Here is a 23,591-nt window from a genome sequence, read left to right as displayed (position 1 = left end):
GTCGTGCCTACTCGTTGCCTATTCGTTGTCGTTGCGGCCGAACAGCCGGTCGAACAGCCCTTTGCTTTCAGAGACGCGGCGCGCCGTCACCAGTTCCACCAGCTCCGCCAGGCTGCGCGCCACCGCGCTGCTGCGCGACAGCTGCAGCACCGGTATGCCCTGGTTCACCGAGTCCGTCGCCGACAGGTAGTCGTTCGGCACCGTGTGCACCACCTCCGCGCCCAGCGCCTGCTCCAGGTCCATCAGCCGCAGCTTGCCGCCCTTTTCGTAGCGGTTGACGATCAGGCGCGTGCGCTCGCTCGGATAGCCCAGCGAGCGGAAGATATCCAGCAGCCGGCGGCCGTCGCGGATATCCGGCAGCGCCAGTTGCAGCACCGGGTAGATGGTGTCTGCCTGGTCCAGCGCGCGCAGCGAGATGGCGTCGATCTGGCGGCCGACGTCGAGCACGATGTAGTCGTAGTGCTGGCGCGCCACGCGCAGGATGGTGTCCATGTGCTCGGGCTTCATGTCGACCGCATGATTCGGATCGTCCGCCGCCGCCAGCACGCCGAAGTTCGACGCCACATGCACCAGGCAGGAATCGAGGAAGGAACCGTCCATGCGGCTGATCTGCGCACAGATGTCGGACAGCGTCATCGCCGGCTTCTGGTCAGACACGTACAGCGTCGCATCGCCGAACTGACCGTGCAGGTCGATCAGCAGCACCTTCTTGTCGGCCAGCGCGGCCAGCGCGTAGCCGAAGTTGGTCGACAAAAAAGTCGCGCCGCTGCCGCCTTTGCAGGAGATGAAGGCCAGCACTTTGCCATCGCGCATATGGCTGACGCCGGCCGCCACCTCGATGCGGTCCATCGCCTCGTGGAAGGCGCGGTGCACCAGCGGTAGCGGCAACACCTCGCGCATGCCGGCGCGCATGGCGCGTATCAGCAGGTCCTGCTGCGGTTCGCGCGTCAGCAGCATGAAGGATGCCGCCGGATAAAGCTTGCCCAGGCGGTCCACCAGTTCCGCCTCCTCTTCCGAGACATCGCTGGCATCGAAGATCACCAGTTCAGGAAGTTCCGGCAGCGGGCGCTCCACCGCGTCGCGCAGGCCGTTGCGCGACGCCACCAGTTGCACGCCGGGCATGCGCGCCGATCCCTGTGCGGCGACTTCGGCATGCAGCAGGCTGTCCCTGCTGATCATCAGTGCTTTCATGATCGCTCCTCACTTTGCGCCGCTGACGCCGATGGTGAACGATGACGGCTGCGCCGCCGCTTCGCTGCTGGCCTTTTGATAGCGTTCATATGCGGCGCGCGCGGCGTGGCCATCCATGCCGGCCACCGGATCGAGATTGCGCGCCGCCTCCGGCTCGATGATTTGCCGCGCCAACGTCACGCGCGCGCTTTCGCCGAAGTGCCGGTCCCATTGCGGCGTGGAGGAAGGCGGCTGTAACGCGCAGGCGGTCAACATGCACGCCGCTGGCAAGCTGAATAGGTATCGCATGATCGTTTCCTGTCTATTTGTGTTCGGTGGCCTGGGCCGGCGGCCCTTCCATCCGGCCGCCGATGAAAAGTTCGGTGCGGCTTGGCGTGGTGACGCTGTCGGTCGGCAGCTTGTAGTCGGCCTGCAGCGGCTTCACCAGGTGCGGTGTGACGACGAACAGCAGTTCGGTGCGGTCCTGCTGGAAGTCCGTGCTGCGGAACAGCGCACCCAGTACCGGCAGTTCGCCCAGCACCGGCAGGCCGTGGATATTGGTGGTCTGGTTATTCTTTATCAGCCCACCGATGGCAAAGCTTTGACCATCGAACAGCTCCACCGTGGTGGCCGCGCGCCTGGTCGTGATCAGAGGTAGAACCGAGGTGCCCGAGAAGCCGGCCGCCGAGATGCCTATGCCCTCGCGCGACAGTTCCGACACTTCCGGCGCCACGCGCAGATTAATGCGGCCGCCGGCCAACACGGTCGGCGTGAAGCGCAGGCCGACGCCGAACTCCTTCTCGTCCAGCGTGACCTTGTTGTTGTCCTGTGCGACCGGAACGAAGATCTTTCCGCCCGCAAGGAAGCTGCCTTCCTGGCCACTGATCGCCATCACCGTCGGCTCGGCCAGGATGCGGATCATGCCGTCCTGCTTGTCGGCGGCGATGCCGGCGTGGTTGCCGCCTGCCTTGCCGATGTTGAGCAAGCCTTTCAGCGTGCCGCTTAAAAAATTCGACGTCAGCGTGCTGCTCCAGCTGCCGCCGCCGAAATTCACGGTCAGGCCGGCTTCGAGCTTGTCCAGCAGCGTCTTGGAGACTTCGGCGATTTTCACCTCGAGCATCACCTGCTGCGGTGCGCTGATGTTGAGGAAGTTGACGATGCGCGTGCTGCCACCCCCCGCACTTGGCGCCACCGCGCCGCCCATGCCTTTGTCCCCCTTGGCCGCCTCCAGCGCCTGCGCCGGGCGGCGCACAAAGGCGGCCGCCAGCTCCAGCACGCGCGCGGCGGTTTGCGCATCGTCCACCATGCCGCTGATGACCAGCGTATCGCCGGCGGCACTGACGCGAATGTCCTTCTGTTCCGGCATCAGCGCCGCCAGCGACGCCTGCAGCGCGCCCGGATCGATGCCGACCACCACCTCGATCACGTTGCACATGCCGCTGCGGCCCTGCACGATCATATTGCTGGTGCCGATATCAACGCCGACCAGGTACAGCGTGTCCGGCGCCACCAGCATGGCCTGCAGCACGGCCGGATTGCCGACGCTGCGCGCCTGCACCGCTTCCGGCATGCGCATCAGCGTGGACTTCCCCAGCTGCAGCGTCATATTGCCCGGCGTCGCCGCCTGGCCGCTGCAGCGCAAGCTTGCGCCATCGGCGCCGGCCGCGGCCGGCGTCCCCGCGGAAGCGGCCTGGGTGCCGGCAGCCATCGCCAGCAGCAGCACTGCGCATAGTTGAGTATTCATGGTCCACTCACAGGCATTCCTGCGTGCGCTGAACGCCTGCGATCACGCCGATGCAGGCACGTGATCGCGGAGCGGCTTGCGCCAGCTGGGGGGGCGGCTTGACGGCCACTGGGGCCGCCGCCACCTGCACGGCCGGCTCGGGCCGGACCGGCGCCATGCCGAGCAGGCTGGTCTTGGTTGCGCCGCCGGTCACGCCGGGGCGCGGATCGACCTGGTTGCGCAGCACCAGCGACAGGGTGCCGACGCTGCGCGCGAGATCGATATTTTCAGCCTGCGCCGGCGTCACCTCCAGCGTGACGGCGTTGACCACGCGCGGCTTGGTCTCGTCGCGGCCCACTTCCTGCGCCACCGCCAGCACCAGTATCCGTTCCAGCACGATCTTCGAAATCGCATTCTCGTTGCCGCCCGCCGCCGATTGGGTGTTGACGATGATGTCGACGAAATTACCCGGCAGCGCGAAGCCGGCCACGCCCACCACGTCGTTGACGCGCACCGTGATCGCGCGCTTGCCCTCGGTGATCAGCGCCGACAGGCCGCCCAGCGTGCCGGCCGGCGCCAGCTTGGCTTCGCTCAGCGGCTCGTCGCGCAGCACGCTGGTTTTCAGCACGCGGCCCACCAGTTTGGAGGCGTCGCGCAGCGCGCCGCGCGGCAGGTTGTCGGCCGGCCAGTCCAGCGGCTTGAGCATCTCCGGCGTCAGGCGCTGGCCGAGGTTGACGTCGACCGCCGCGACGATGATCTTGTTGGCCGACGTCGGCGACTGCCGCAGCAGCCAGCGCGAGGCCATCACCACCGCCGCCAGTCCGAGCACGATGGCCAGCGCCATCATCAACAGTGCGCGCTTGTTGTTCATAGGATGTGCTGCTGCAGATGGTCGATGGCGTCGGCGCTGTCGTCAACGCCGGGCGGCAGCGGTTCGGCGGTCGCGAACATGCTGGTCCAGGCCTGGTCCAGCGCGGCGACGGTCAGCCGCGCCGGCTCGCCGAGGAAGCCGGCGAAATCGGCGACGCGGCCGATGATCTCGCGCGGGTAGCATGCCAGCAACGGCAGGCCGCTGCCCGCATGCAGGTCGTCGACCAGGTAGCGCAGCGCGGCATCGTCGAACGCCACGCCGGCGGTCAGGCACTGCTGGCGAAACAAGGTGCGATAGCTGGCGGCGCCCAGCGGCCCGACCGGAATCTTGTAGCCGACGCGGCGCAGCGCCGGCGCGTCGAACAGCGCTTCCGGCGCCAGGCTGGCGACGAACACCAGTTGCAAGCGGCACGGCACGCTGAAGTGGTAGCCGCCCACCAGCGACAACTGGCTGCGCTCCAGCTCCCGCGCCTGCGAGAAGCGGTTCAGAAGATCGGCGGCGGCCATGCGCTGGCGCCCCAGGTCGTCGACGATCAGCATGCCGTTGTTGGCCTTCAGCTGCGGCGGCGAGCGATAGCAGCCGCTATGACTGTCCGGCTGCATATCCAGCATGTCCGCGCTCAGGTCCGCGTCCAGCGCCACCACGGGCCGCTGGCACAACAGCCAGCGCGGATCGCTGCTGCGCTGATCCTGCAGGTGGCGCAACTGACGCAAATGCTGCGGCGACGGCGCGCGGTGCAGCAGCGCGTCGTACACCTGCACGATCTCCTGTCCCACCGCCAGCGCATGCGGCACAGCGATCACGCCCTGCAGCAGCGTGCCGAGGCGGCGCGCCAGCACCGACTTGCCGCTGCCCGATGGCCCATGCAGCAGCACCGTGCGGCCGGCGTGCATGGCCGCGCCCAGCATGCGCTGCACGGCGGGACTGAGAAAATCGTCGGAGAACTCGACCGCCAGTTCGTCGGCGCACGGCAGCGGCGCAAGGCCGGCCTGGCGTTCCACCATGGCGCGGTAGGCTTCCAGCGTCACCGGCGCCGGTCCGACGTAGGGACAGCGATCCAGCCAGGCGCTGGCGCGCTGCTTGCCGCCCGCCGTCAGCTGGTACTGCACGTCGATGTCGGATTCGCCGCGCCACGCCACCTCCACCAGGTGCTCGGCGACCATGAATTCCAGCGCCTCGCGCAGCACGTTGATCGACAGGTGCAGGCGCGTGGTCAGCACCGGCAGGTGGCTTTTGCCGCCGATGAAAATGGCCTTGGCGATCAGCTCGACGATCAGCTGCAGCTGCAGGCCGGTCTCGCGCACCGATTTCGGTTGCGGCGGCAGCACGCCGGCGGCGTCGGCATCGGTGGCGGGGGGAAACGATTCGACGGCTAGCATGAGCATCTCCAGCGAAGAAATTACGTTGAGGAATCAAGTCTATCGGGCCATGCTTTGGGGACATTGACGCGCAGCAAATACGCGGCGGGACGGCGCTCAGCGATGCGCCAGCGCCACAACCACCATCGTCGCCAGCGCCACCGCCAGGCCGTACGGCACGCCGCCGATGCTCGTGCCCGGCGCCAGCGGCACCGGCTGCAGCGGCACGCCCAGGCTGCGCAGCAGCAACGGCTTACCGATCTGTACGAGATTGCGCCAGCCGTCGCGCCGGCGGCCGCTGCACAACAACATCAGCAAGGCCATCACGCCGCCGATGATGTAGGCCAGCACGGCGACCTGCAGCGCGTCGGCGGGACCGCCAAAGGCGCCGACCATGGCCATCAGCTTGACGTCGCCGGCGGCCATGCCGCGCAACAGGTACAGCGGCAGGAATAAAAAAAAGCCGGCCAAGGTGCCGGCCAGCCATTGCGATGCGGGCGCCCACGGCTGCCCGCTCAGCATGTGCAGGAGCAGCGCCAGCAGCAGCCCGCTCAGGATCAGCACATTGGGAATCTTGCGCATGGCCAGATCCGTCACGGCCGCTTGCGCGACCAGGCAGATCAGGATCATTTCGATGGCGTTCAGCATGGCGGCTCTCCGGAGTAGGCTTTCCAGCCCGGTTGCGGCTGGAAAGCCTGGGCGATGACTACGAGAGCTTGGCCGCGATGGCGGTGAAAGCCGTCTGCAGCGCCGTCGTCAACGTGCCGAAGATCGCCACCACCGCCGTCACCATCGTTGCCGCGATCAGGCCGTATTCAATGGCCGTGATCCCCTCCTCGTCGTACGCGAACACCTTTGCAGCTGCAATAAGCGAGTTCATGATTTACTCCCAAGTTGAGTCCATAAAAATACCCCTGGCGCGGGCGGGCGGCCTGCCATGCCGCCGTTACCGCGCCATTGGGTTCACTATACGGATCGCAGCTTTGCGGGAGTTGACGTGAGACAAGTTTTCCGTGTGGAATTATTTCAAACTGTGGAGGAAAATATGCGTCCCGGACACACATCACGGCTGGCTTATGTCAAACTGCATCAGATTTCGGCCCGGTACGCTGGAGCAAGCCGCCAGCTGTCGGAAAAAGGTTGCATTCAGTTGCAAGGAAAGTTCTTTTTCGCACACATGAATTGCCTAGATTGCAAAAAGCTATTATCCTGCTTAGCTGTTCTTTGGAAAGGCCTCGTGTTGCAGTTCACAGTGCGCCTGACTATCAAAGATATTGGCTTGATAGGCGTGAACAAAACGTGGCAAGGCGCAATGGTTGTGTGATTATTTTCCAGAGAAGAAAATGGATTCCCTACTGAAACACATGGTGGACATGACCGGCCACCGCGATCACACGATGCTCGACATCTCCGTGATCTCGGCGGTGCAGGAGCTTGCCCACGCCAGTCAGGCCCGCGTGCTGACGCTGGCCACAGTGAGGGGCAAGATTTTTGTCCGGCCGCGCGCCGTCATCAACGCCGGCGAAGCCGCGCGCATGGTCGACACCACAGACCTGCACAATCCCGGCGAGCCGATCGAGAACACGCCGGCGCTCGCCAAATGCATCGCAAACCACGAATCGGGCGCCGACGTCGCCAACGAGGCCGGCGAGCACACGCTGTGGCTGCCGATCTGGCTCGGCGACAAGGCCGACACCTGCCTGGAAATCGTCAACCCGACGCCGTACACCAGCGACACCATCCACATCATCGGCGGCATCGTCAGCGTCTACCGCAACTTCCAGAACCTGCTGGACTACAGCGAACGCGATTCGCTGACCGGCCTGCTCAACCGCAAGACCTTCGACGACCAGCTGGCCAAGATGCTGGCCGCGTCCACCGAACAGGACGCGCTCACGCTGCCGGGCGAGCCCGAGCGCCGCGCCCACCACGACCAGGAAAAGCAATGGCTGGCGGTGGTCGATGTCGACCATTTCAAGCATGTTAACGACCGTTTCGGCCATTTATATGGCGATGAGGTGCTGATCCTGATCGCCAACCTGCTCACCTCGTCGTTCCGCGCGCAAGACCGCGTGTTCCGTTTCGGCGGCGAGGAATTCGTCGTGCTGCTGCGCTCCACCACGCTGGACCACGCCAAGAAGATCATCGACCGCTTCCGCGTCAACGTGGCGTCGCATGATTTCCCGCAAGTGGGCAAGGTGACGGTGAGTGTGGGCTTCGTCAGCATCAGCGCGCTGGAAGCGCCGGTGATCATCCTGGGACACGCCGACCAGGCGCTGTACTACGCCAAGAGTCACGGCCGCAACCTGGCCTGCCACTACGACGAGCTGGTCGACGGCGGACTGCTGCAGACCATCGCCTCCAACGATACCGCCGAATTCTTCTGACTATTAAGCTGTTTCAAGCTGAGCGCGGCGAGGAGCCGCAACCAGGCAGCGGTCAGCTTGAAGCGGCTTAAGCCAGGGTCAGGAAGCGCATCGGGTCTACATTCCACTTGCCCGGCGATTCGTGGCCGACGATCTTGTCGCCGCCGCCAAAACCCAGTCCGCGCGACAAATCGACGGTTTCCGGCTTGATGTAGAGATTTTTCTTGGTGTTGAAGAAAACATTGACCTTGGGCGCCAGCAGATTGGTTTCGTGTGGTTCAATCACCACACCCAGGCGTCCCGACTCCAGCATCACCATCGTGCCGACCGGGTAAATGCCGACGCAACGCATGAATTCCTGGGCGAACTGCGGGTTGAAGTGGAACTTGCTCCACTCATAAATCTTGCGCAACGCCGCCGCCGCCGACATGCCCTTGTGATAGCAGCGATCGGCCGTGATCGCGTCATAAACGTCGACGATCGCCGCCATCTGCGCCAGCTCGCTGATCTCGTCGGCAGCCTGCTTGTTCGGATAGCCGCTGCCGTCGCGGCGTTCGTGGTGATGCAGCGTGATATCGAGCGGAATCGGGCCGATCTCCGGCGATTGCAGCAGGATCTTGTAACCATCTTCGGGATGGCGCTTGATGATCGCGAATTCCTCGTCCGTCAGCGGGCCCGGTTTGTTCAGCACCGCATCCGGCACCAGCGCCTTGCCGGTATCGTGCAGCAGGCCGCCCAGGCCGGCCTGATGAGTGGTTTCGGCGTCGATACCGCGCGAGCGGCAGAATGCAACCAGCAGCGTACAGACGCTAACGGAGTGCAAAAAGGTGTAATCGTCCTTGTTCTTGATCCGCAGCAGCCCCACCAGCGCGCCCGGATTGCGCAGGATGGATTCGGTGATGTTCTGCACCACCGGCTGCACATGGTCCAGTTCGATGGCCTTGCCGAGGCGGGCGTCCTGCATCACCGTGCGCACCAGCGTCGACGCCTGGTGGCGGATCTGCACCGCGCGTTTCATCTCCTCGCCCAGCGATACCCGGGTAACCACGGGCGTCTTGGCGGCGATCTCGACGATTTCGCGTTCGGTCGCCGCTTGCGCCTCAGCCAGGGTTGGCGCATCCTGCACGTCCAGGCCCTTGGAGCTGTCTATGACAACGTCGTGGATGCCGGCGTGCACGATCTTGCGGATTTCATCTTCGCTGGACAGCAGGAACCGGTTGCGAACAAATGGATGGGTCATCCAGTCGCAGCTCAGATCATGTATGTACATGCCCACTTTCAGCTGGGAGGAGTCGACTTTCTTTAGCATACAGTACCCACAATATGAGAGGCTGAACTGGACAGCGGAAGGGCTGACTTTAGTATAACAAATAGTTTCCTATCGGGATTAAATTTACAGGTGCTACCATCTGTTTGTCCACGCTAACAACGTCACCTATATATGGAATTACGCCAACTTCGTTACTTTGTTGCCATAGTCGATCACGGCTCGCTGTCGCGCGCCGCGCTGGTGCTGCATGTTGCACAACCGGCACTGACGCAACAGTTGCGACAGCTGGAAGAGGAGCTGGGCGTGCAGCTGCTGCACCGCTCCGCCCAGGGCGTGTTGAGCACCGACGCCGGCAAGATTTTTTATGAGCATGCGCAAGCCATCCTCAAGCAGGTGGCCGACGCCCGCTCGGCTGTCGCGCAATCGACCGAACGGCCCAGCGGCAGCGTCACGCTGGGGCTGCCGCACAGCATCTCCGGTGCGCTGGCCCTGCCGCTGCTGACCGCCGCGCGCACCCAATATCCGGAAATCACGCTGCAGCTGACCGAGGAGCTGACCGGCAACCTCAGCGAGCAGCTGAAATCGGGCCGGGTCAACCTGGCGGTGCTGTTCGACGACGGCCAGCTGGCCCAGTTTGCCACCACCCCGCTGGTGGAGGAAGAGCTGCGCTTCATCTGCCGCGCGGACGCGCCTTATGCACAAAGTGAGCAAGCGCTCACACTGGCGCAAGCCTTGCAGACCACGCTGATCCTGCCCGGCCTGCAGCACGGCGTCCGGCCGCGCATCGAAAGCATGGCGCGCGACGCCGGGCTGACGCTGAGCAATGTGATCGAGATCAATTCCATCGCCATCCTCAAGTCCGCCATCCTGGCCGGCATGGGCGCCACCATCCTGCCGTCGGCGCCGGTGCTGGACGAGCTCGAACGCGGCGCCATGCGCGCCCACCGCATCCACAGCCCGTCGATTTCGCGCACCGTGGTGTTGTGCGCGTCCAAGAATATTCCGCTGACCAACGCCGCGGCGGCGGTCAGCCGGCTGGTGCAGCATGTCAGCCGCCAGCTATGCGCCGGCAACACCTGGCCGGGTGCGACCGTCATCGCCTGAGTCATCACTTTTTCTTATACCCCCATCGGCAATCCGTATTTCCGTATACGTCAAGCAGCGCCCATACTTCGCTACAAAGCGGATTTTTTAAGCCTAAAATATCTGTATTGCCGCTAACCATGCGGCCCATGGCCTGATCCTGGCGCGCCTACCCGGCGCCACCAAGTTTGGGCGCAATCTGACACAAAAACGGAGACACCACCATGCCCGATACCACGGCACACGGCCCTGCAACGTCCGCAGGCGACGACATCCCTTCCCGCCTCACCAGCGTAAGCCTCGACGACAAATACACCGCGACCAAGGGCGACATTTTCCTGTCCGGCATCCAGGCGCTGGTGCGCCTGCCGATGATGCAGCGCGTGCGCGACCAGGCCGAGGGCCTGAACACGGCCGGTTTCATCTCCGGTTATCGCGGTTCGCCGCTGGGCGGCCTGGATGAAAACCTGTGGAAGGCCAAGCCGCACCTGGAAGCGCATCACGTGCAGTTCGTGCCGGGCGTGAACGAGGATCTGGCGGCGACCGCCGTCTGGGGCTCGCAGCAGGTCGACCTGATCGGCGAGGCCAAGTACGACGGCGTGTTCGCCATGTGGTACGGCAAAGGCCCGGGCGTGGACCGCTGCGGCGACGTGTTCAAGCACATGAACCACGCCGGCACCTCGAAACACGGCGGCGTGCTGCTGGTGGCCGGCGACGACCACGGCGCCTATTCGTCGACGCTGCCGCACCAGTCGGACCATTTGTTCTCGGCCTCGATGATCCCCGTGCTGTACCCGTGCAATGTGCAGGAATACCTGGACCTGGGCATCCACGGCTGGGCCATGTCGCGCTTCTCCGGCTGCACGGTGGCGTTCAAGGCGCTGGCCGACACGGTCGAATCGTCGGCCTCCGTCGACGCCGATCCGTTCCGCGTCGAAGTCAAGATCCCGCACGATTTCGTCATGCCGGAAGGCGGCCTGAATGCGCGTTTGTCCAGCATTCCGCTGGGCCAGCAGGCGCGCAATCAGGAAGCGCTGATGCAGGACTACAAAATCTACGCCGCGCTGGCCTATGCGCGCGAGAACAAACTGAATCACACCACCATCACCAGCCCGAACGCCAAGCTGGGCATCATCGCCTCCGGCAAATCCTACCTGGACGTGCTGGAAGCGCTGGAAGAACTGGGCATCGACGAGAAGATGGCGGCCGAGGTGGGCCTGCGCCTGTTCAAGGTCGCGATGCCATGGCCGCTGGAACCGGACAGCGTGCGCGAATTCGCGCAGGGTCTGGACGAGATCCTGGTGGTCGAGGAAAAGCGCCAGATCGTCGAATACCAGCTGAAGGAACAGCTGTACAACTGGCGCGACGACGTACGTCCGCGCGTGATCGGCAAGTTCGATGAAAAAGGCGAATGGGTCGCTCCGCGCGGCGAATGGCTGCTGACGTCCAAGGCCGACTTCTCGGTCTCGCAAGTGGCGCGCGTGATCGCCTCGCGCGTCAAGCGCCTGATCTCCGACCCGGTCACCTGCGACCATATCAAGGCCCGTCTGACCTTCCTCGACGCCAAGGACGCGGTACTGAAGAAGGCCATCAGCACGCCGTTCCGCCCGGCCTTCTACTGCTCCGGATGTCCGCACAACACCTCGACCAAGGTGCCGGAAGGGAGCCTGGCATTGGCCGGCATCGGCTGCCACGTGATGGCGACCTCGATCTACCCCGAGTTCAACAAGCTGACCACGCACATGGGCGGCGAAGGCGCGCCATGGATCGGCCAGGCCGCGTTCTCGAAGATCCCGCACGTGTTCCAGAACCTGGGCGACGGCACCTACTTCCACTCCGGCTACCTGGCGATCCGCGCCGCCGTGGCGGCCAAGGTCAACATGACCTACAAGATCCTGTACAACGACGCCGTCGCGATGACGGGCGGCCAGCCGGTCGACGGCATCACCTCGGTGCCGATGATCGCGCAGCAGATGGCGGCCGAAGGCGTCAAGCGCATCGCACTGGTGACCGAAGACCTGAACCGCTACACCGACCGCAGCGCGCTGCCATCCATCGTCAGCCTGCATGACCGCAAGGACATGGACGCGGTGCAGCGCGAGCTGCGCGAAATCGGCGGCGTGTCGGTGCTGATCTACGACCAGACCTGCGCGGCCGAGAAGCGCCGGCGCCGCAAGAAAGGCGAGTTCCCCGACCCGGCCAAGCGCATGGTCATCAACGAAGCCGTCTGCGAAGGCTGCGGCGACTGCGGCATCCAGTCCAACTGCACGTCGATCCTGCCGAAGGAAACGGAATTCGGCCGCAAGCGCACCATCGATCAATCGTCGTGCAACAAGGACTACTCGTGCGTGAAGGGCTTCTGCCCGAGCTTCGTCACGGTCGAAGGCGGATCGCTGAAGAAGACAAAAACTGGCGTGACCAAGGATAACGCCGACGACGGCTTCGGCCCGCTGCCGGAACCCGTGCTGCCGTCGTGCGACCAGCCGTACAACATCCTGATCAACGGCATCGGCGGCACCGGCGTGATCACCGTCGGCGCCTTGATGGGCATGGCCGCGCACCTGGAAGGCAAAGGCGCGTCGGTGCTGGACATGACCGGCATGTCGCAGAAAAACGGCTCGGTCACCTCGCACGTCAAAGTGGCGAAGACCCCGGCCCACCTGCGCGCGCAACGCATCGCCACCGGCGAGGCGGACGTGATCCTCGGCTGCGACATGCTGACCGCCGGCGCCGCCGACGCGGTATCGAAGATGCGTCCAGGCCGCACGCTGGCCGTGATCAACCTGCACGAGCAGCCGCCCGGCACCTTCGCGCAGAACGCCGACTGGCAGTACCCGGTGGCCGAAGTGCGCGCGCTGATCGAGGAGTCGGTCGGCGCCGGCGCCGCCGATTTCATCGACGCCACCAAGCTGGCCACCGCGCTGATGGGCGACTCGATCGCCGCCAACCTGTTCATGCTCGGCTACGCATGGCAGAAAGGCCGCATCCCGCTGAGCGAAGCCTCGCTGCTGCGAGCGATCGAGTTGAACGGCGTCGGCATCGCGTCGAACAAGAAGAGCTTCCTGTGGGGCCGCCGCGCCGCCGTGGACCTGAAGCGCGTGGAACGCGTCGCGACGCCGGCGCAAGCCATCGTCGTGCAGATGCCGCAAAGCCTGGAGAATGTCCTGGCCAAGCGCGTCGAGTTCCTGACCGCCTACCAGAACGCCGCCTACGCCTCCACCTACGAGCAGTTGGTATCGCAGGTGCGCGCCAAGGAAACCGCGCTGGGCCTGGGCAACAAGCTGTCCACCGCCGTCGCCAGGTACTACTTCAAGCTGATGGCCTACAAGGACGAATACGAAGTGGCGCGCCTGTACACCGACGGCCGTTTCGTCGAGCAGCTCAAGCAGCAGTTCGAGGGCAGCTTCTCGGTCAAGTTCAACCTGGCGCCGCCGATGTTCGCCAAAAAGGACGCCAAGGGCCACCTGGTCAAGGCGGAATTCGGTTCGTGGATGTGGAGCGCGTTCAAGCTGCTGGCCAAGTTCAAGGGCCTGCGCGGCGGCGCGTTCGACATTTTCGGCTACACCGAGGAGCGCAAGATGGAACGCGCGCTGATCGCCGAGTACCGCGAGATGGTTGTCGCGCTGATGGACAAGCTGACGCCGGAAAACCACGCGGTGGCCGTCGAACTGGCCGGCCTGCCGGAAAAAGTGCGCGGCTTCGGCCACGTGAAGGAAAAGGCCGTCGCCACCTTCCGTACCGAGAAAACCCGCCTGCTGGCGCAATTCAGCCAACAGCGCGCCGCATAATTCGCTTGACTTGACGTTAACGTAAACGTCATATAATGAAGAAAAGCATAAGGGACACCATGAACGACCTCTCCGCTCCGAAAATTACCGCCGTGCCGGACCAGCCGCGCCTGAACAACAAGGTCCGTTTCGTTACGGCCGCCTCGCTGTTCGACGGCCACGACGCCTCGATCAACATCATGCGCCGCATCCTGCAGTCGAACGGCGTGGAAGTGGTCCACCTGGGCCACAACCGCTCGGTCGACGAAGTGGTGACCGCCGCACTGGCCGAAGATGTGCAAGGCATCGCCATCTCCAGCTACCAGGGCGGCCACGTCGAATACTTCAAATACATGATCGACCTGCTGCGCCAGCGCGGCGGCGCGCACATCAAGGTGTTCGGCGGCGGCGGCGGCGTGATCGTTCCCGACGAAATCGCCGACCTGCATGCCTACGGCGTGACCAAGATCTTCAGCCCGGAAGACGGCCAGCGCATGGGCCTCGTCGGCATGATCCAGTGGATGGTGCAGCAGTGCGACATCGACCTGTCCCAGTACTCGCCGACGTCGCTGGCGCCGCTGAAGGATGGCGACATCGCCGAACGCCACCGCCCGCTGGCCCAGTTGATCACCGCGCTGGAAAATGAAAAAGCCTCCCCCGCCCTGCGCGCCGAGCTACTGGCGGCCGCCGAAGGCCTGGCCGTGCCCACGCTGGGCATCACCGGCACCGGCGGCGCCGGCAAATCCTCGCTGACCGATGAACTGATACGCCGCATCCGCCTCGACCAGGGCGACTCGGTCAACATCGCCATCATCTCGATCGACCCGTCGCGCCGCAAATCCGGCGGCGCGCTGCTGGGCGACCGTATCCGCATGAACGCGATCAATCCGTGGAACGGCCAGGCCCGTGTCTTCATGCGCTCGCTGGCCACGCGCGAAGCCGGTTCCGAAATCTCGCAGGCACTGCCGGACGTCATCGCAGCCTGCAAGGTCGCCGGCTTCGACCTGGTGATCGTCGAAACCTCCGGCATCGGCCAGGGCGACGCCGCCATCGTGCCGCACGTCGACGTCTCCATGTACGTGATGACGCCGGAATTCGGCGCCGCCTCGCAGCTGGAAAAAATCGACATGCTCGATTTCGCCGACTTCATCGCCATCAACAAATTCGACCGCAAGGGCTCGCAGGACGCATTGCGCGACGTCGCCAAGCAGTACCAGCGCAACCGCGAACTGTGGAGCAAGCGTCCGGAAGAAATGCCGGTCTACGGCACGCAGGCGTCGCGCTTCAACGACGACGGCGTGACCTCGTTGTACCAGGGCCTGCTGCCGAAGCTGGCGCAATTCGGCCTGCAGGCCAGGCCGGGCAAGCTGGCGCCGGTGGACGTGCGCTTCTCCAGCGGCAAGCACGTCATCGTGCCGCCGGCGCGCGCGCGCTACCTGGCGGAGATCGCCGACACCGTGCGCGGCTACCACCGCTTCACCCGCAAGCAGGTGACGCTGGCGCGCGAACGCCAGCAGCTGACCGAATCCAAGCGCATGCTGGCCATAGCCCACAAGACCGCCGACTTCGCGGTTGAGCTGAATGAGTTGATCGCCGAGCGCGATGCGGAAATGGACGGCGGCGCCAAGAAACTGCTGGCCCAGTGGCCGGACATGCAGGCCGCCTACGCGGGCGATGACTACGTCGTCAAAATCCGCGACAAGGAAATCCGCACTCGACTGATCCAGCACACGCTGTCCGGCACCAAGATCCGCAAGGTATCCTTGCCGCGCTATGAAGACCACGGCGAAGTGCTGCGCTTCCTGATGCTGGAAAACGTGCCGGGCTCGTTCCCGTTCACGGCCGGCGTGTTCGCCTTCAAACGCGAAGGCGAAGACCCGACCCGCATGTTCGCCGGCGAAGGCGACGCCTTCCGCACCAACCGCCGCTTCAAGCTGGTCTCGACCGGCATGGACGCCAAGCGCCTGTCCACCGCCTTCGATTCGGTGACCCTGTACGGCGCCGATCCCGCGCTGCGTCCGGACATCTACGGCAAGGTCGGCAACTCCGGCGTATCGATCGCCACGCTGGACGACATGAAGGTGCTGTACGACGGCTTCAACCTGTGCAGCCCGAGCACCTCGGTCTCGATGACCATCAACGGCCCCGCGCCGACCATCCTGGCGATGTTCATGAACACCGCCATCGATCAGCAGGTTGAGAAGTTCGTCGAAGAGAACAAGCGCCAGCCGAGCGCCGACGAAGCGGCCAAGATCAAGGACTGGGTACTGCAGAACGTGCGCGGCACCGTGCAGGCCGACATCCTGAAGGAAGACCAGGGCCAGAACACCTGCATCTTCTCCACCGAGTTCTCGCTGAAGGTGATGGGCGACATCCAGGAATACTTCGTCCACCACCAGGTGCGCAATTTCTATTCGGTGTCGATCTCCGGCTATCACATCGCCGAAGCGGGCGCGAATCCGATCTCGCAGCTGGCGTTCACGCTGTCGAACGGCTTCACCTTTGTCGAAGCCTATCTGGCGCGTGGCATGCACATCGACGACTTCGCGCCCAACCTGTCGTTCTTCTTCTCGAACGGCATGGACCCGGAATACACTGTGCTGGGCCGCGTGGCACGCCGCCTGTGGGCCGTGGCGATGCGCGACAAGTACGGCGCCAACGACCGTTCGCAGAAACTCAAGTACCACGTGCAGACCTCGGGCCGTTCGCTGCACGCGCAGGAAATCGACTTCAACGACATCCGCACCACGCTGCAGGCGCTGATCGCGATCTACGACAACTGCAACTCGCTGCATACCAACGCCTACGACGAAGCGATCACCACGCCGACCGACGAATCCGTCCGCCGCGCGCTGGCGATCCAGCTGATCATCAACCGCGAATGGGGTCTGGCGAAGAACGAGAACCCGAACCAGGGATCGTTCATCATGGAAGAGCTGACCGACCTGGTGGAAGAAGCCGTGCTGCAGGAATTCGAACGCATCGCCGAACGCGGCGGCGTGCTGGGCGCGATGGAAACCGGCTACCAGCGCGGCAAGATCCAGGAAGAGTCGATGCTGTACGAGCACCAGAAACACGACGGCACCTTGCCCATCATCGGCGTCAACACCTTCCGCAATCCGAAGGCGACGGGCGAGCCGCAGAAGATCGAACTGGCGCGTTCCACCGACGACGAAAAGCAATCGCAGCTCAAGCGCCTGGAAGACTTCCACGCCCGCAACGCGGAGGCATCGCCGGCAGCCCTGGCAGCCCTGCAGCAGGCGGCCATCGACAACGCCAACGTGTTTGAGAAGCTGATGGACGCGGTGCGTGTCTGCTCGCTGGGCCAGATCACGACCGCGTTGTTTGAGGTCGGCGGCCAGTACCGCCGCAATATGTAAGACCAGGCAGTCAGCCGACGGTGGGACCGACAGTGGAGCCGGGCAGCAGAACCGGCTGCCACAATTCCTGCAGTTCGCCAGCGGGCTTGCCATCCACCAGCTCCATCAGCATGGCGATCATGCGGGCGCCGGCCTTGTGTGGGTCGGGCTGGTCGATGGTGGTGACGTTGGCGCCGGCCAAGGTGTCGGCCATATTGCCCCAAACGATGAGCGATATCTCCTTGCCGATGTCGATGCCGGCATCGAGCAGCGCGCGCACGGCGCCTACGCCAGACAGATGATTGTCGACGATGACGGCCGTCGGCCGCGGCGAACATGCCAGCAACTGCTGCATCGCCTGGTAGCCGCTGCGGCGGTCCAGCGTATTGTCGATCAGGTGGCGCGGATCGGCGCTCAGGCCCGCCGCGGACATCGATGCGATGAAGCTGTCCTTGCGCTGGCGGGCGAAGTTCAATTCCAGCGGTGCGCTGATCAGGGCCACGCGCTGGTGGCCCAAGCCCAGCAAGCGCTCCATGGCCATGCGGATGCCGGCCGCGTTGTCGTAGTCGAACCACGCATATGCCGCATCGAGCTCGGTGCGGCCATGTGCGACAAACGGAAACCTGGATTTGCTCAGGAACGCGATGCGCTCGTCGCGCACCAGCGTGCGGCCCACCACCAGGCCGTCGACCCGCCGTCCGCGCACGATCTGCTGGTAGGAAGGCAGCTCGTTGGACGGCGACACCGGCGCGATGATCAGGTTTTTATTCACCTGCTCCAGCGCGGCCGACATGCCGGCCACCACGTCGAGGAACATCGGATCGCCCAGGTCCGCCGGCAGCAGCGGATAGATGATCCCGAATACGTTGGTGCGTCCCAGCGCCAGCGAACGCGCCATCGGATTGGCCTGGTAGCCGTTCTCCTTGGCCGCCTTCAGCACGCGCTCGCGCGTCCGGCCGTTGACCTCGGGGTAACCGTTTAACGCCCGGCTCACCGTGGTTTTCGACATGCCGAGTAAGTTTGCGAGGCGCTCCAGATTCATAGTAAACGATCAATGTTGACCGCTGATTATAGCGGACGGGTCGAAACCGCCACCACCGTCATCGACAGCTTTTTTGAAAAAATACAACATAATCAAGACGATAGAGATGGGCACCAGGGTCAGGTAGAAGGCGAAATGGCCGCTGAAATTGCCGAACACGTAGCCGGTGATCAGCGACCCGGTGGTGCCGCCCAGCGCCGAAAAAATCACCAGCAGGCCGGTCATCGCCGAGTGCTGGTTCTTCGGCAGGGAACTGAGCATCACCGAGTTGATGCCCGGATAGATGGGCGCCATGAACAGTCCGATCAGCGGGAACAGGAAGGTGGCCACCGGCGCGCTGGACCAACTGATGTTCGGATCGGCCACCACGTTGTGCGTCAGCGGCAGCGCCAGCAGCACCATCGCCGCCATGCCGATCACGCAGGCGTTCATCACCGGATACCAGTTCAACTTGCGCATCAACACGCCGGCCGACAGACGGCCGATCGCCAGGCAGGCGGCAAAGATGCTGGTCACCTGCACGCTCATCGCCGCCGGCAGCTTGAGGATTTCGTTGTTAAACGTCGGCAGCCAGGTACCCACGCTTTGCTCGATCAGCACATACAGGAACGCGGTGATGACGAACACGCACACCAGCGGCTTGCAGAACAGCTTCAGCATCGCGGCGAAATCCTGCGCGATGCCGCGGCCTGCCGGCAGCGCGGCCATGTCTTCGTTGAAGGGGGTCGTCAGCAGCAGCGCGAACGTCAGCGCGCACAGCACCGCCAGCACCCAGTAGACCTGCAGCCAGCTTTGCGACAGCGGATCGTGCGAATCGATGAAGTAGCCGAACACCCAGTAGGCGCTCAACACGCCGACCATGAAGAAGCCTTCCAGCAGATTCATGATGCTGGCGTGCTGCTTGCGGTCGGCCGCGATCAGGCCCAGCGTCGAATACACCGACACCTTGACCAGCGCGAACGACACACCGACGCAGAAGAACAACAGCTTGGTGGTGGCGAACGACGGCAGCACCGGCATCGCCACGCAGGCGGCGGTGACGACGGCCAGCCCGGTCAGCATCGCCTTCTTGTAGCCCAGGCGCGGCAGGAACGACGCCACGAGGAAGGACACCACCGCGATCGGCAAGTCCTTGAACCCTTCCAGCACGCTGGCGCTGGACTTGGTGATGCCGTAGTTGTTGATCACCTGAAGGATGACCGTGCCCACGCTATTGAGCAGGATTGCAAATACAAAGTAAATCAGAAATAGCGCAAATAGGATGCGATTGTTCTTCATGTTGCTGTCTCCATTATTTTTATGGCCGGCACGTCATTCCCGCGCAAGCGGGAATCCATGCGGCGTATGGACTCCCGCTTGCGCGGGAGTGACAACGTGCTAGTACGATTCCAGATTGAAGTCCGTCAAGCTCGTGATGACCACATCCGCCTCGGTCAGCACAAACGGATGGCCTATCCCCAGCGCGAACATGCCGGCCGACTTGATCGACGCCACGCCCGCCACCGCGTCCTCCACGCCGAGGCAGTCGGCGGGCGCCACGCCCAGTTCCCGCGCCGCCTTCAGAAAAATCTCCGGATCAGGCTTGCCGCGCGCGATGGTCGCGGCGTCCACCACGTAGTCGAATTTGTCGGTGATGCCCAACCGGCCCAGCACCGTAAAGGCGTTCTTGCTGACCGAGGCCAGGCCGATGCGCAAGCCCGCGCGCCGCACCGCGTTGAGCGCGTTGACGGCGCCCGGCAGCAGATCCGACGACGACATCGTGGAAATCAGTTCCTGATAATGCAGGTTTTTCTCGTCGGCCAGCGCCAGCTTCTCCTGCGGCGTGTACGTGCGCGACGACGACGCCAGGATCAGGTCCAGCGATCCCATGCGGTCGATGCCCTTCAGGTTCTCGTTGAAGGCCTGGTCGAAATGTACGCCCTGCGATTCCGCCAGGCTTTTCCACGCCAGGTAGTGATAGTGGGCGGTGTCGGTGATCACGCCGTCCAGGTCAAAGATAACGGCTTTAAAGCGGCTCATGAAAAACTCCTCGATTGCATCGGTTGCGACAGGGTCAGCGCGACTTGCTCGCCGCCGTGGGTAAAGTCCAGCAGCTCGCCTTGCAGCAGGCGGTAGTCCGTGCGGCCCGGCTCCACATGCACCTCCAGCAGCGCACCCTTGAAATGAATCTTGAACGTGTAGTGCTGCCACTGCCTGGGCAGCGACGGCGCGAAATGCAGTTCGCCGCCGACCACGCGCATGCCGGCGAAGCCGTACGCCACGCCCATCCAGGTGCCGGCCATCGCCGCCGTGTGCACGCCGTAGTGCGTGTTGCCGTGCGTGTCGTCCAGGTCGAGGCGCGCGGTCTCCATGAAGTAGTCGTAGGCCTTGTCCTGGTAGCCCACTTCCGCCGCGATGATGCTGAAGATACAGGACGACAGCGACGAATCGTGCGTGGTCACCGCCTCGTAGTAATCGAAGTCGCGGCGCTTGTCTTCCAGCGTGAACTGGTCGGACAACAACAACAGCGCCAGCACCACGTCCGCCTGCTTGCACACCTGGTGGCGGTAGATCACCATCGGATGATAGTTCAGCAGCAGCGGGTAGTTCTCTTTCGGCGTGTTGGCGAAATCCCACACTTTCTTCGACAGGAAGCTGTCGTCCTGCGCGTGAATTTGCAGCGCCTGGTCGTACGGAAGATTCATCAGCGACGCGGCGCGGCGCCATGCGGCCGGCTCGTTCGCGTCCAGCGCGGCGGCGGCGGCGATGCGGGCAAACTCCGCCGGCTGGCTGGCCTGCAGCTGCTCCGCGATCGATGCCGCGAAGTTCAGGTGCATGCGCGCCATCGCGTTGGTGTAGTAGTTGTTGTTGACCAGCGCCGTGTATTCGTCCGGCCCCGTCACCTGGTTGATGCAGAAGCGGCCTTCGCGGTCGTAGCTGCCGATGCCCATCCAGATGCGCGCCGTTTCCATGACGATTTCCGCGCCATGTTTGACCAGGTATTCCTGATCGCCTGTCGCTTCCATGTACAGCTTGATCGAATAGGCGATGTCGGCGTTGATGTGGTACTGCGCGGTGCCGGCCGGGAAATAGGCCGAGCACTCGTCGCCGGCGATGGTGCGCCATGGGTACAGCGCGCCGGTGGCGTGCGACATCTGGCGTGCGCGCTCGCGCGCCTTCGGCAGGCCGGCGTAGCGGTACTCCAGCAGCTTGCGCGCGATCTCCGGTTTCGAATACAGGAAGAACGGGAAGATGTAGATCTCCGTATCCCAGAAGTAGTGGCCTTCGTAGCCCTCGCCCGTCACGCCCTTGGCCGAGATGTTGGTCTTGCCGTCGCGGCCCACCGATTGCAGCAGGTGGAACTGGTTGAAGTGGATGCCTTGCTGGAGCGCGTCGTCGCCGGCGATCTGCACGTCGGCCTGCTGCCAGAAGTCGGCCAGGTACTGCTCCTGCGCCAGGCGCAGATCGTCGAAGCCTGCGGCCCTGGCGCCGGCCAGCGTGTCCTTGCTGCGCCACATCAGTTCCGTCTCGGCGTAGTCGCGCGAGGAGAAGTAGCTGCCGTACTTGGTCAGCGTGACGGCCTGGCCGGCTTGCGCGGCCAATTCATAGGTCTGCGTCAGGCGCTGCTCCACCTGCGCGATGGTGATGGTCGCATCGGCGCCGGTCAGCTCCGTATCGGTGGCGCTGACCAGCATGAAGCCGCTGTTGTGCGTACGCTGCACCAGCGCCGCGAAGCCGACATTCTGTTCATGACCGACCATGTGCAGCGACTGGCCCGAAACCGCGGAACCCACGCGCGGGTCGTCGCCGGCTTCCTGGTTCTTCACCGCGCCGTCGAGCGCCGACACCAGCCGCATGCGGCCGGCGAAGTTCAGCGGGGTCACCTCGAACTCGATCGCGAACAGGTGCTTGTTCTCGAAGCACACCAGGCGGCGGCTGTTCACCTTCACGCTGCGGCCCTGCGGCGAGGTCCACTCCACGGTGCGCGTCAGCACGCCGGTGCGGAAGTCCAGTACCCGCTCGTACGTCTGCACGGAACCGGTCAGCAGGTCGAAACGCTCGTCCTCGAGCCACAGCTCGATGCCTTTCGCGTTCGGCACATTCAGCATGAACTGGTTGACCTTGGCCAGGCCGTAAGCCGCCTCCGGATACTGGATGGGCTCCGATTCATAGAAGCCGTTCAGGTAGGTGCCGTCGAGCGAGGTGCCGGCGGGGCCGTTGTAGCCCTCCTCGCCGGTGCCGCGCAGGCCGATGTAGCCATTGCCCAGGGCGAACAGCGTCTCGTCGAGAAAATGGGAGTCGGTATCGAAGCTGGTCTCGCGGATGCACCAGGCTTCCAGGGGATAGGTGTGTTGTTGCACAGCGTATTCCTTACAAAATGCGATTCAAAGCGGTTTGAATTTTGAAAAACACCGGTTTTAGAAGGTTTTTAGCGTTTTTCAGGGGAAAGCGAAAACTAGGTCTGGCGCACCATCAAAGTGGTCGGCAGCATTTCCGAGCCGACCGGCTGGCCTTCGATCAGGCCCAACATCTTCTTGGCCAACAACACGCCGCCGTCGCGCAGATACTGGTGCACGCTGGTCAGCGGCGGCACGAAACTGGCGGCGCCGGGCGTATCGTCGTAGCCGATGACGGAGACATTCTCCGGCACCCGCAAATTCTTTTCGGCCAGCGCGCGGATCGCGCCCATGGCCAGCAGATCGCTGGCGGCAAACACGCCGTCGAAGCTGGCGCCCTTCTTTTTCAGCAGCGCCGAAATACTGTCGAAGCCCGCCTCGAAGGTGAACGCCTTGGGACGGATGATGTGCACTGCCGCCCGTCCGCCCATCGCGTCGATGAAGCCGGCGCAGCGTTCCTGCACCTCGGCGTGGTCGACGTCGCCCAGGAACACCAGCTTCTGCCGGCCCTGCGCGATGAAACGTTCGGCGGCGCTGATGCCGCCCTTCCTGTTGTCCGAGCCGACCACGATGTAGTCCATGTCCGGCTCCGGCGCGCCCCACACCACCAGCGGCATGCCGGTCTGCTGCAGGGTGCGCACCGCCTCGCCGTGCGAACCCTGGCCCAGCAGGATCAAACCGTCGGCGCCCTGCACCGGCGCGGTGTTCATCAACTGCTTGGAGGTCAGCACCACGCTGTAGCCGGCGGTCGTCAATTCCTGCGTGATGCCGCCCAACAGCTCAAGCGGATACGGATCGGACATCGGCCGGCCGCGCACGGGTGTCATTTCCACCACAACCGCCACCGAATAACTGCGGCCCATGCGCAAATTGCGCGCGCTCACGTTGAAGCGGTAGCCCTGCTCGTTGGCCAAGGTGCGGATCTTCTCGCGCGTCTCGGCCGTCACCAGCGGGCTGTCGCGCAGCGCACGGGAAACTGTGATCTTGGAGACTCCGGCCAGCTTGGCCAGGTCCTCCATTGTCAATGCCGTGTCGCTTTTTCGGGCTACGTTCTTATTCGAGGGCATCGATCGCTCATAGGGTTGAATACATGGTTGCGAACGCATTATGACAGAAATTTTTGTTTTGTCGCGAAAAATGACATCGATAACATTTTGATTGACATCGATATCATTTCTTGTTTCAATGGCTCATCTTCGCGAAAAC

General features: G+C 63.8%; 18 protein-coding genes. 5 read left to right on the top strand and 13 right to left on the bottom strand.

Going from position 1 to position 23,591, the window contains the following annotated elements; genetic code table 11:
- Nucleotides 1-18 precede the first annotated feature (18 nt).
- The 7 genes from ACCD07_RS19855 to ACCD07_RS19825 all read right to left on the bottom strand — a co-directional run bounded on the left by ACCD07_RS19855 (nt 19) and on the right by ACCD07_RS19825 (nt 6,002).
- Nucleotides 19-1,191 carry an AAA family ATPase gene (locus tag ACCD07_RS19855; RefSeq protein WP_413448343.1) on the bottom strand — a complete coding sequence of 391 codons (1,173 nt, stop codon included), beginning with the start codon at nt 1,189-1,191 and terminating at the stop codon, nt 19-21.
- Nucleotides 1,192-1,200: 9 nt separating this feature from the next.
- The gene (locus tag ACCD07_RS19850; protein ID WP_413448342.1) at nt 1,201-1,479 is read right to left on the bottom strand and encodes a hypothetical protein; all 279 of its coding nucleotides are present in this window, start codon (nt 1,477-1,479) and stop codon (nt 1,201-1,203) included.
- A gap of 13 nt (nt 1,480-1,492) precedes the next feature.
- Nucleotides 1,493-2,914 carry a type II and III secretion system protein family protein gene (locus ACCD07_RS19845; protein ID WP_413448341.1) on the bottom strand — a complete coding sequence of 474 codons (1,422 nt, stop codon included), beginning with the start codon at nt 2,912-2,914 and terminating at the stop codon, nt 1,493-1,495.
- A 7-nt stretch (nt 2,915-2,921) separates the two neighbouring features.
- On the bottom strand, nt 2,922-3,764 hold the full coding sequence (gene cpaB, locus ACCD07_RS19840) for a Flp pilus assembly protein CpaB (protein WP_413448340.1): 843 nt from the start codon (nt 3,762-3,764) through the stop codon (nt 2,922-2,924).
- The gene (locus ACCD07_RS19835) at nt 3,761-5,143 is read right to left on the bottom strand and encodes an ATP-binding protein (RefSeq protein ID WP_413448339.1); all 1,383 of its coding nucleotides are present in this window, start codon (nt 5,141-5,143) and stop codon (nt 3,761-3,763) included. The genes cpaB and ACCD07_RS19835 overlap by 4 nt, the downstream gene beginning before the upstream one ends.
- Before the next feature lie 96 nt (nt 5,144-5,239).
- Entirely contained in the window at nt 5,240-5,770 is a 531-nt protein-coding gene (locus ACCD07_RS19830) for a prepilin peptidase (protein WP_413448338.1), read from the bottom strand.
- A gap of 58 nt (nt 5,771-5,828) precedes the next feature.
- Nucleotides 5,829-6,002 (bottom strand): Flp family type IVb pilin, encoded by a 174-nt coding sequence (locus ACCD07_RS19825; RefSeq protein WP_413448337.1) that lies wholly within the window; start codon nt 6,000-6,002, stop codon nt 5,829-5,831.
- A 117-nt stretch (nt 6,003-6,119) separates the two neighbouring features.
- Here ACCD07_RS19825 and ACCD07_RS19820 point away from each other — a divergent pair, with 117 nt between their 5' ends.
- Together ACCD07_RS19820 and ACCD07_RS19815 are read left to right on the top strand one after the other, a co-directional pair.
- Nucleotides 6,120-6,446, top strand: a complete 327-nt coding sequence (locus tag ACCD07_RS19820; protein WP_413448336.1) for a hypothetical protein — start codon at nt 6,120-6,122, stop codon at nt 6,444-6,446.
- A gap of 19 nt (nt 6,447-6,465) precedes the next feature.
- Nucleotides 6,466-7,509: a GGDEF domain-containing protein gene (locus tag ACCD07_RS19815; protein WP_413448335.1), complete on the top strand. Its 1,044-nt coding sequence runs from the start codon at nt 6,466-6,468 to the stop codon at nt 7,507-7,509.
- Between the two features lie 67 nt (nt 7,510-7,576).
- On the opposite strand, the gene ACCD07_RS19810 is transcribed toward ACCD07_RS19815, so the two are convergent.
- Complete coding sequence (locus ACCD07_RS19810; protein ID WP_176653010.1) at nt 7,577-8,797, bottom strand: HD-GYP domain-containing protein; 1,221 nt, start codon at nt 8,795-8,797, stop codon at nt 7,577-7,579.
- 132 nt (nt 8,798-8,929) lie between these two features.
- On the opposite strand from ACCD07_RS19810, the gene ACCD07_RS19805 reads away from it, so the two are divergent.
- The 3 genes from ACCD07_RS19805 (at nt 8,930) to icmF (ending at nt 16,988) form a co-directional block, all read left to right on the top strand.
- Entirely contained in the window at nt 8,930-9,862 is a 933-nt protein-coding gene (locus ACCD07_RS19805; protein WP_413448334.1) for a LysR substrate-binding domain-containing protein, read from the top strand.
- A gap of 203 nt (nt 9,863-10,065) precedes the next feature.
- Nucleotides 10,066-13,629 (top strand): indolepyruvate ferredoxin oxidoreductase family protein, encoded by a 3,564-nt coding sequence (locus tag ACCD07_RS19800; RefSeq protein ID WP_413448333.1) that lies wholly within the window; start codon nt 10,066-10,068, stop codon nt 13,627-13,629.
- 59 nt (nt 13,630-13,688) lie between these two features.
- Complete coding sequence (icmF, locus tag ACCD07_RS19795) at nt 13,689-16,988, top strand: fused isobutyryl-CoA mutase/GTPase IcmF (protein WP_413448332.1); 3,300 nt, start codon at nt 13,689-13,691, stop codon at nt 16,986-16,988.
- A 10-nt stretch (nt 16,989-16,998) separates the two neighbouring features.
- On the opposite strand, the gene ACCD07_RS19790 is transcribed toward icmF, so the two are convergent.
- The 5 genes from ACCD07_RS19790 to ACCD07_RS19770 form a co-directional block, all read right to left on the bottom strand.
- Entirely contained in the window at nt 16,999-18,009 is a 1,011-nt protein-coding gene (locus tag ACCD07_RS19790) for a substrate-binding domain-containing protein (RefSeq protein WP_176653014.1), read from the bottom strand.
- Between the two features lie 9 nt (nt 18,010-18,018).
- Complete coding sequence (locus ACCD07_RS19785; protein WP_413448331.1) at nt 18,019-19,287, bottom strand: MFS transporter; 1,269 nt, start codon at nt 19,285-19,287, stop codon at nt 18,019-18,021.
- Between the two features lie 99 nt (nt 19,288-19,386).
- The gene (gene pgmB / locus ACCD07_RS19780; RefSeq protein WP_176653016.1) at nt 19,387-20,028 is read right to left on the bottom strand and encodes a beta-phosphoglucomutase; all 642 of its coding nucleotides are present in this window, start codon (nt 20,026-20,028) and stop codon (nt 19,387-19,389) included.
- Nucleotides 20,025-22,349: a glycoside hydrolase family 65 protein gene (locus ACCD07_RS19775; RefSeq protein ID WP_413448330.1), complete on the bottom strand. Its 2,325-nt coding sequence runs from the start codon at nt 22,347-22,349 to the stop codon at nt 20,025-20,027. Before ACCD07_RS19775 ends, pgmB begins: the two co-directional genes overlap by 4 nt.
- 95 nt (nt 22,350-22,444) lie before the next feature.
- Nucleotides 22,445-23,452 (bottom strand): LacI family DNA-binding transcriptional regulator, encoded by a 1,008-nt coding sequence (locus ACCD07_RS19770; RefSeq protein WP_176653018.1) that lies wholly within the window; start codon nt 23,450-23,452, stop codon nt 22,445-22,447.
- Nucleotides 23,453-23,591 lie beyond the last annotated feature (139 nt).

Origin of the sequence: Duganella sp. Dugasp56 (assembly GCF_047304105.1) — a bacterium.
GTDB lineage: Bacteria > Pseudomonadota > Gammaproteobacteria > Burkholderiales > Burkholderiaceae_D > Rugamonas > Rugamonas hordei.
Note: the sequence above shows the minus strand (reverse complement) of the source record. Positions and strands in the feature narration are given on the sequence as shown.

Bases quoted from the DNA above. Each gene is read 5' to 3' on its own strand.
- ACCD07_RS19855 (WP_413448343.1), bottom strand. From the start codon at position 1,191: ATGAAAGCACTGATGATCAGCAGGGACAGCCTGCTGCATGCCGAAGTC.
- ACCD07_RS19850 (WP_413448342.1), bottom strand. From the start codon at position 1,479: ATGCGATACCTATTCAGCTTGCCAGCGGCGTGCATGTTGACCGCCTGC.
- ACCD07_RS19845 (WP_413448341.1), bottom strand. From the start codon at position 2,914: ATGAATACTCAACTATGCGCAGTGCTGCTGCTGGCGATGGCTGCCGGC.
- cpaB (WP_413448340.1), bottom strand. From the start codon at position 3,764: ATGAACAACAAGCGCGCACTGTTGATGATGGCGCTGGCCATCGTGCTC.
- ACCD07_RS19835 (WP_413448339.1), bottom strand. From the start codon at position 5,143: ATGCTAGCCGTCGAATCGTTTCCCCCCGCCACCGATGCCGACGCCGCC.
- ACCD07_RS19830 (WP_413448338.1), bottom strand. From the start codon at position 5,770: ATGCTGAACGCCATCGAAATGATCCTGATCTGCCTGGTCGCGCAAGCG.
- ACCD07_RS19825 (WP_413448337.1), bottom strand. From the start codon at position 6,002: ATGAACTCGCTTATTGCAGCTGCAAAGGTGTTCGCGTACGACGAGGAG.
- ACCD07_RS19815 (WP_413448335.1), top strand. From the start codon at position 6,466: ATGGATTCCCTACTGAAACACATGGTGGACATGACCGGCCACCGCGAT.
- ACCD07_RS19810 (WP_176653010.1), bottom strand. From the start codon at position 8,797: ATGCTAAAGAAAGTCGACTCCTCCCAGCTGAAAGTGGGCATGTACATA.
- ACCD07_RS19805 (WP_413448334.1), top strand. From the start codon at position 8,930: ATGGAATTACGCCAACTTCGTTACTTTGTTGCCATAGTCGATCACGGC.
- ACCD07_RS19800 (WP_413448333.1), top strand. From the start codon at position 10,066: ATGCCCGATACCACGGCACACGGCCCTGCAACGTCCGCAGGCGACGAC.
- icmF (WP_413448332.1), top strand. From the start codon at position 13,689: ATGAACGACCTCTCCGCTCCGAAAATTACCGCCGTGCCGGACCAGCCG.
- ACCD07_RS19790 (WP_176653014.1), bottom strand. From the start codon at position 18,009: ATGAATCTGGAGCGCCTCGCAAACTTACTCGGCATGTCGAAAACCACG.
- ACCD07_RS19785 (WP_413448331.1), bottom strand. From the start codon at position 19,287: ATGAAGAACAATCGCATCCTATTTGCGCTATTTCTGATTTACTTTGTA.
- pgmB (WP_176653016.1), bottom strand. From the start codon at position 20,028: ATGAGCCGCTTTAAAGCCGTTATCTTTGACCTGGACGGCGTGATCACC.
- ACCD07_RS19770 (WP_176653018.1), bottom strand. From the start codon at position 23,452: ATGCCCTCGAATAAGAACGTAGCCCGAAAAAGCGACACGGCATTGACA.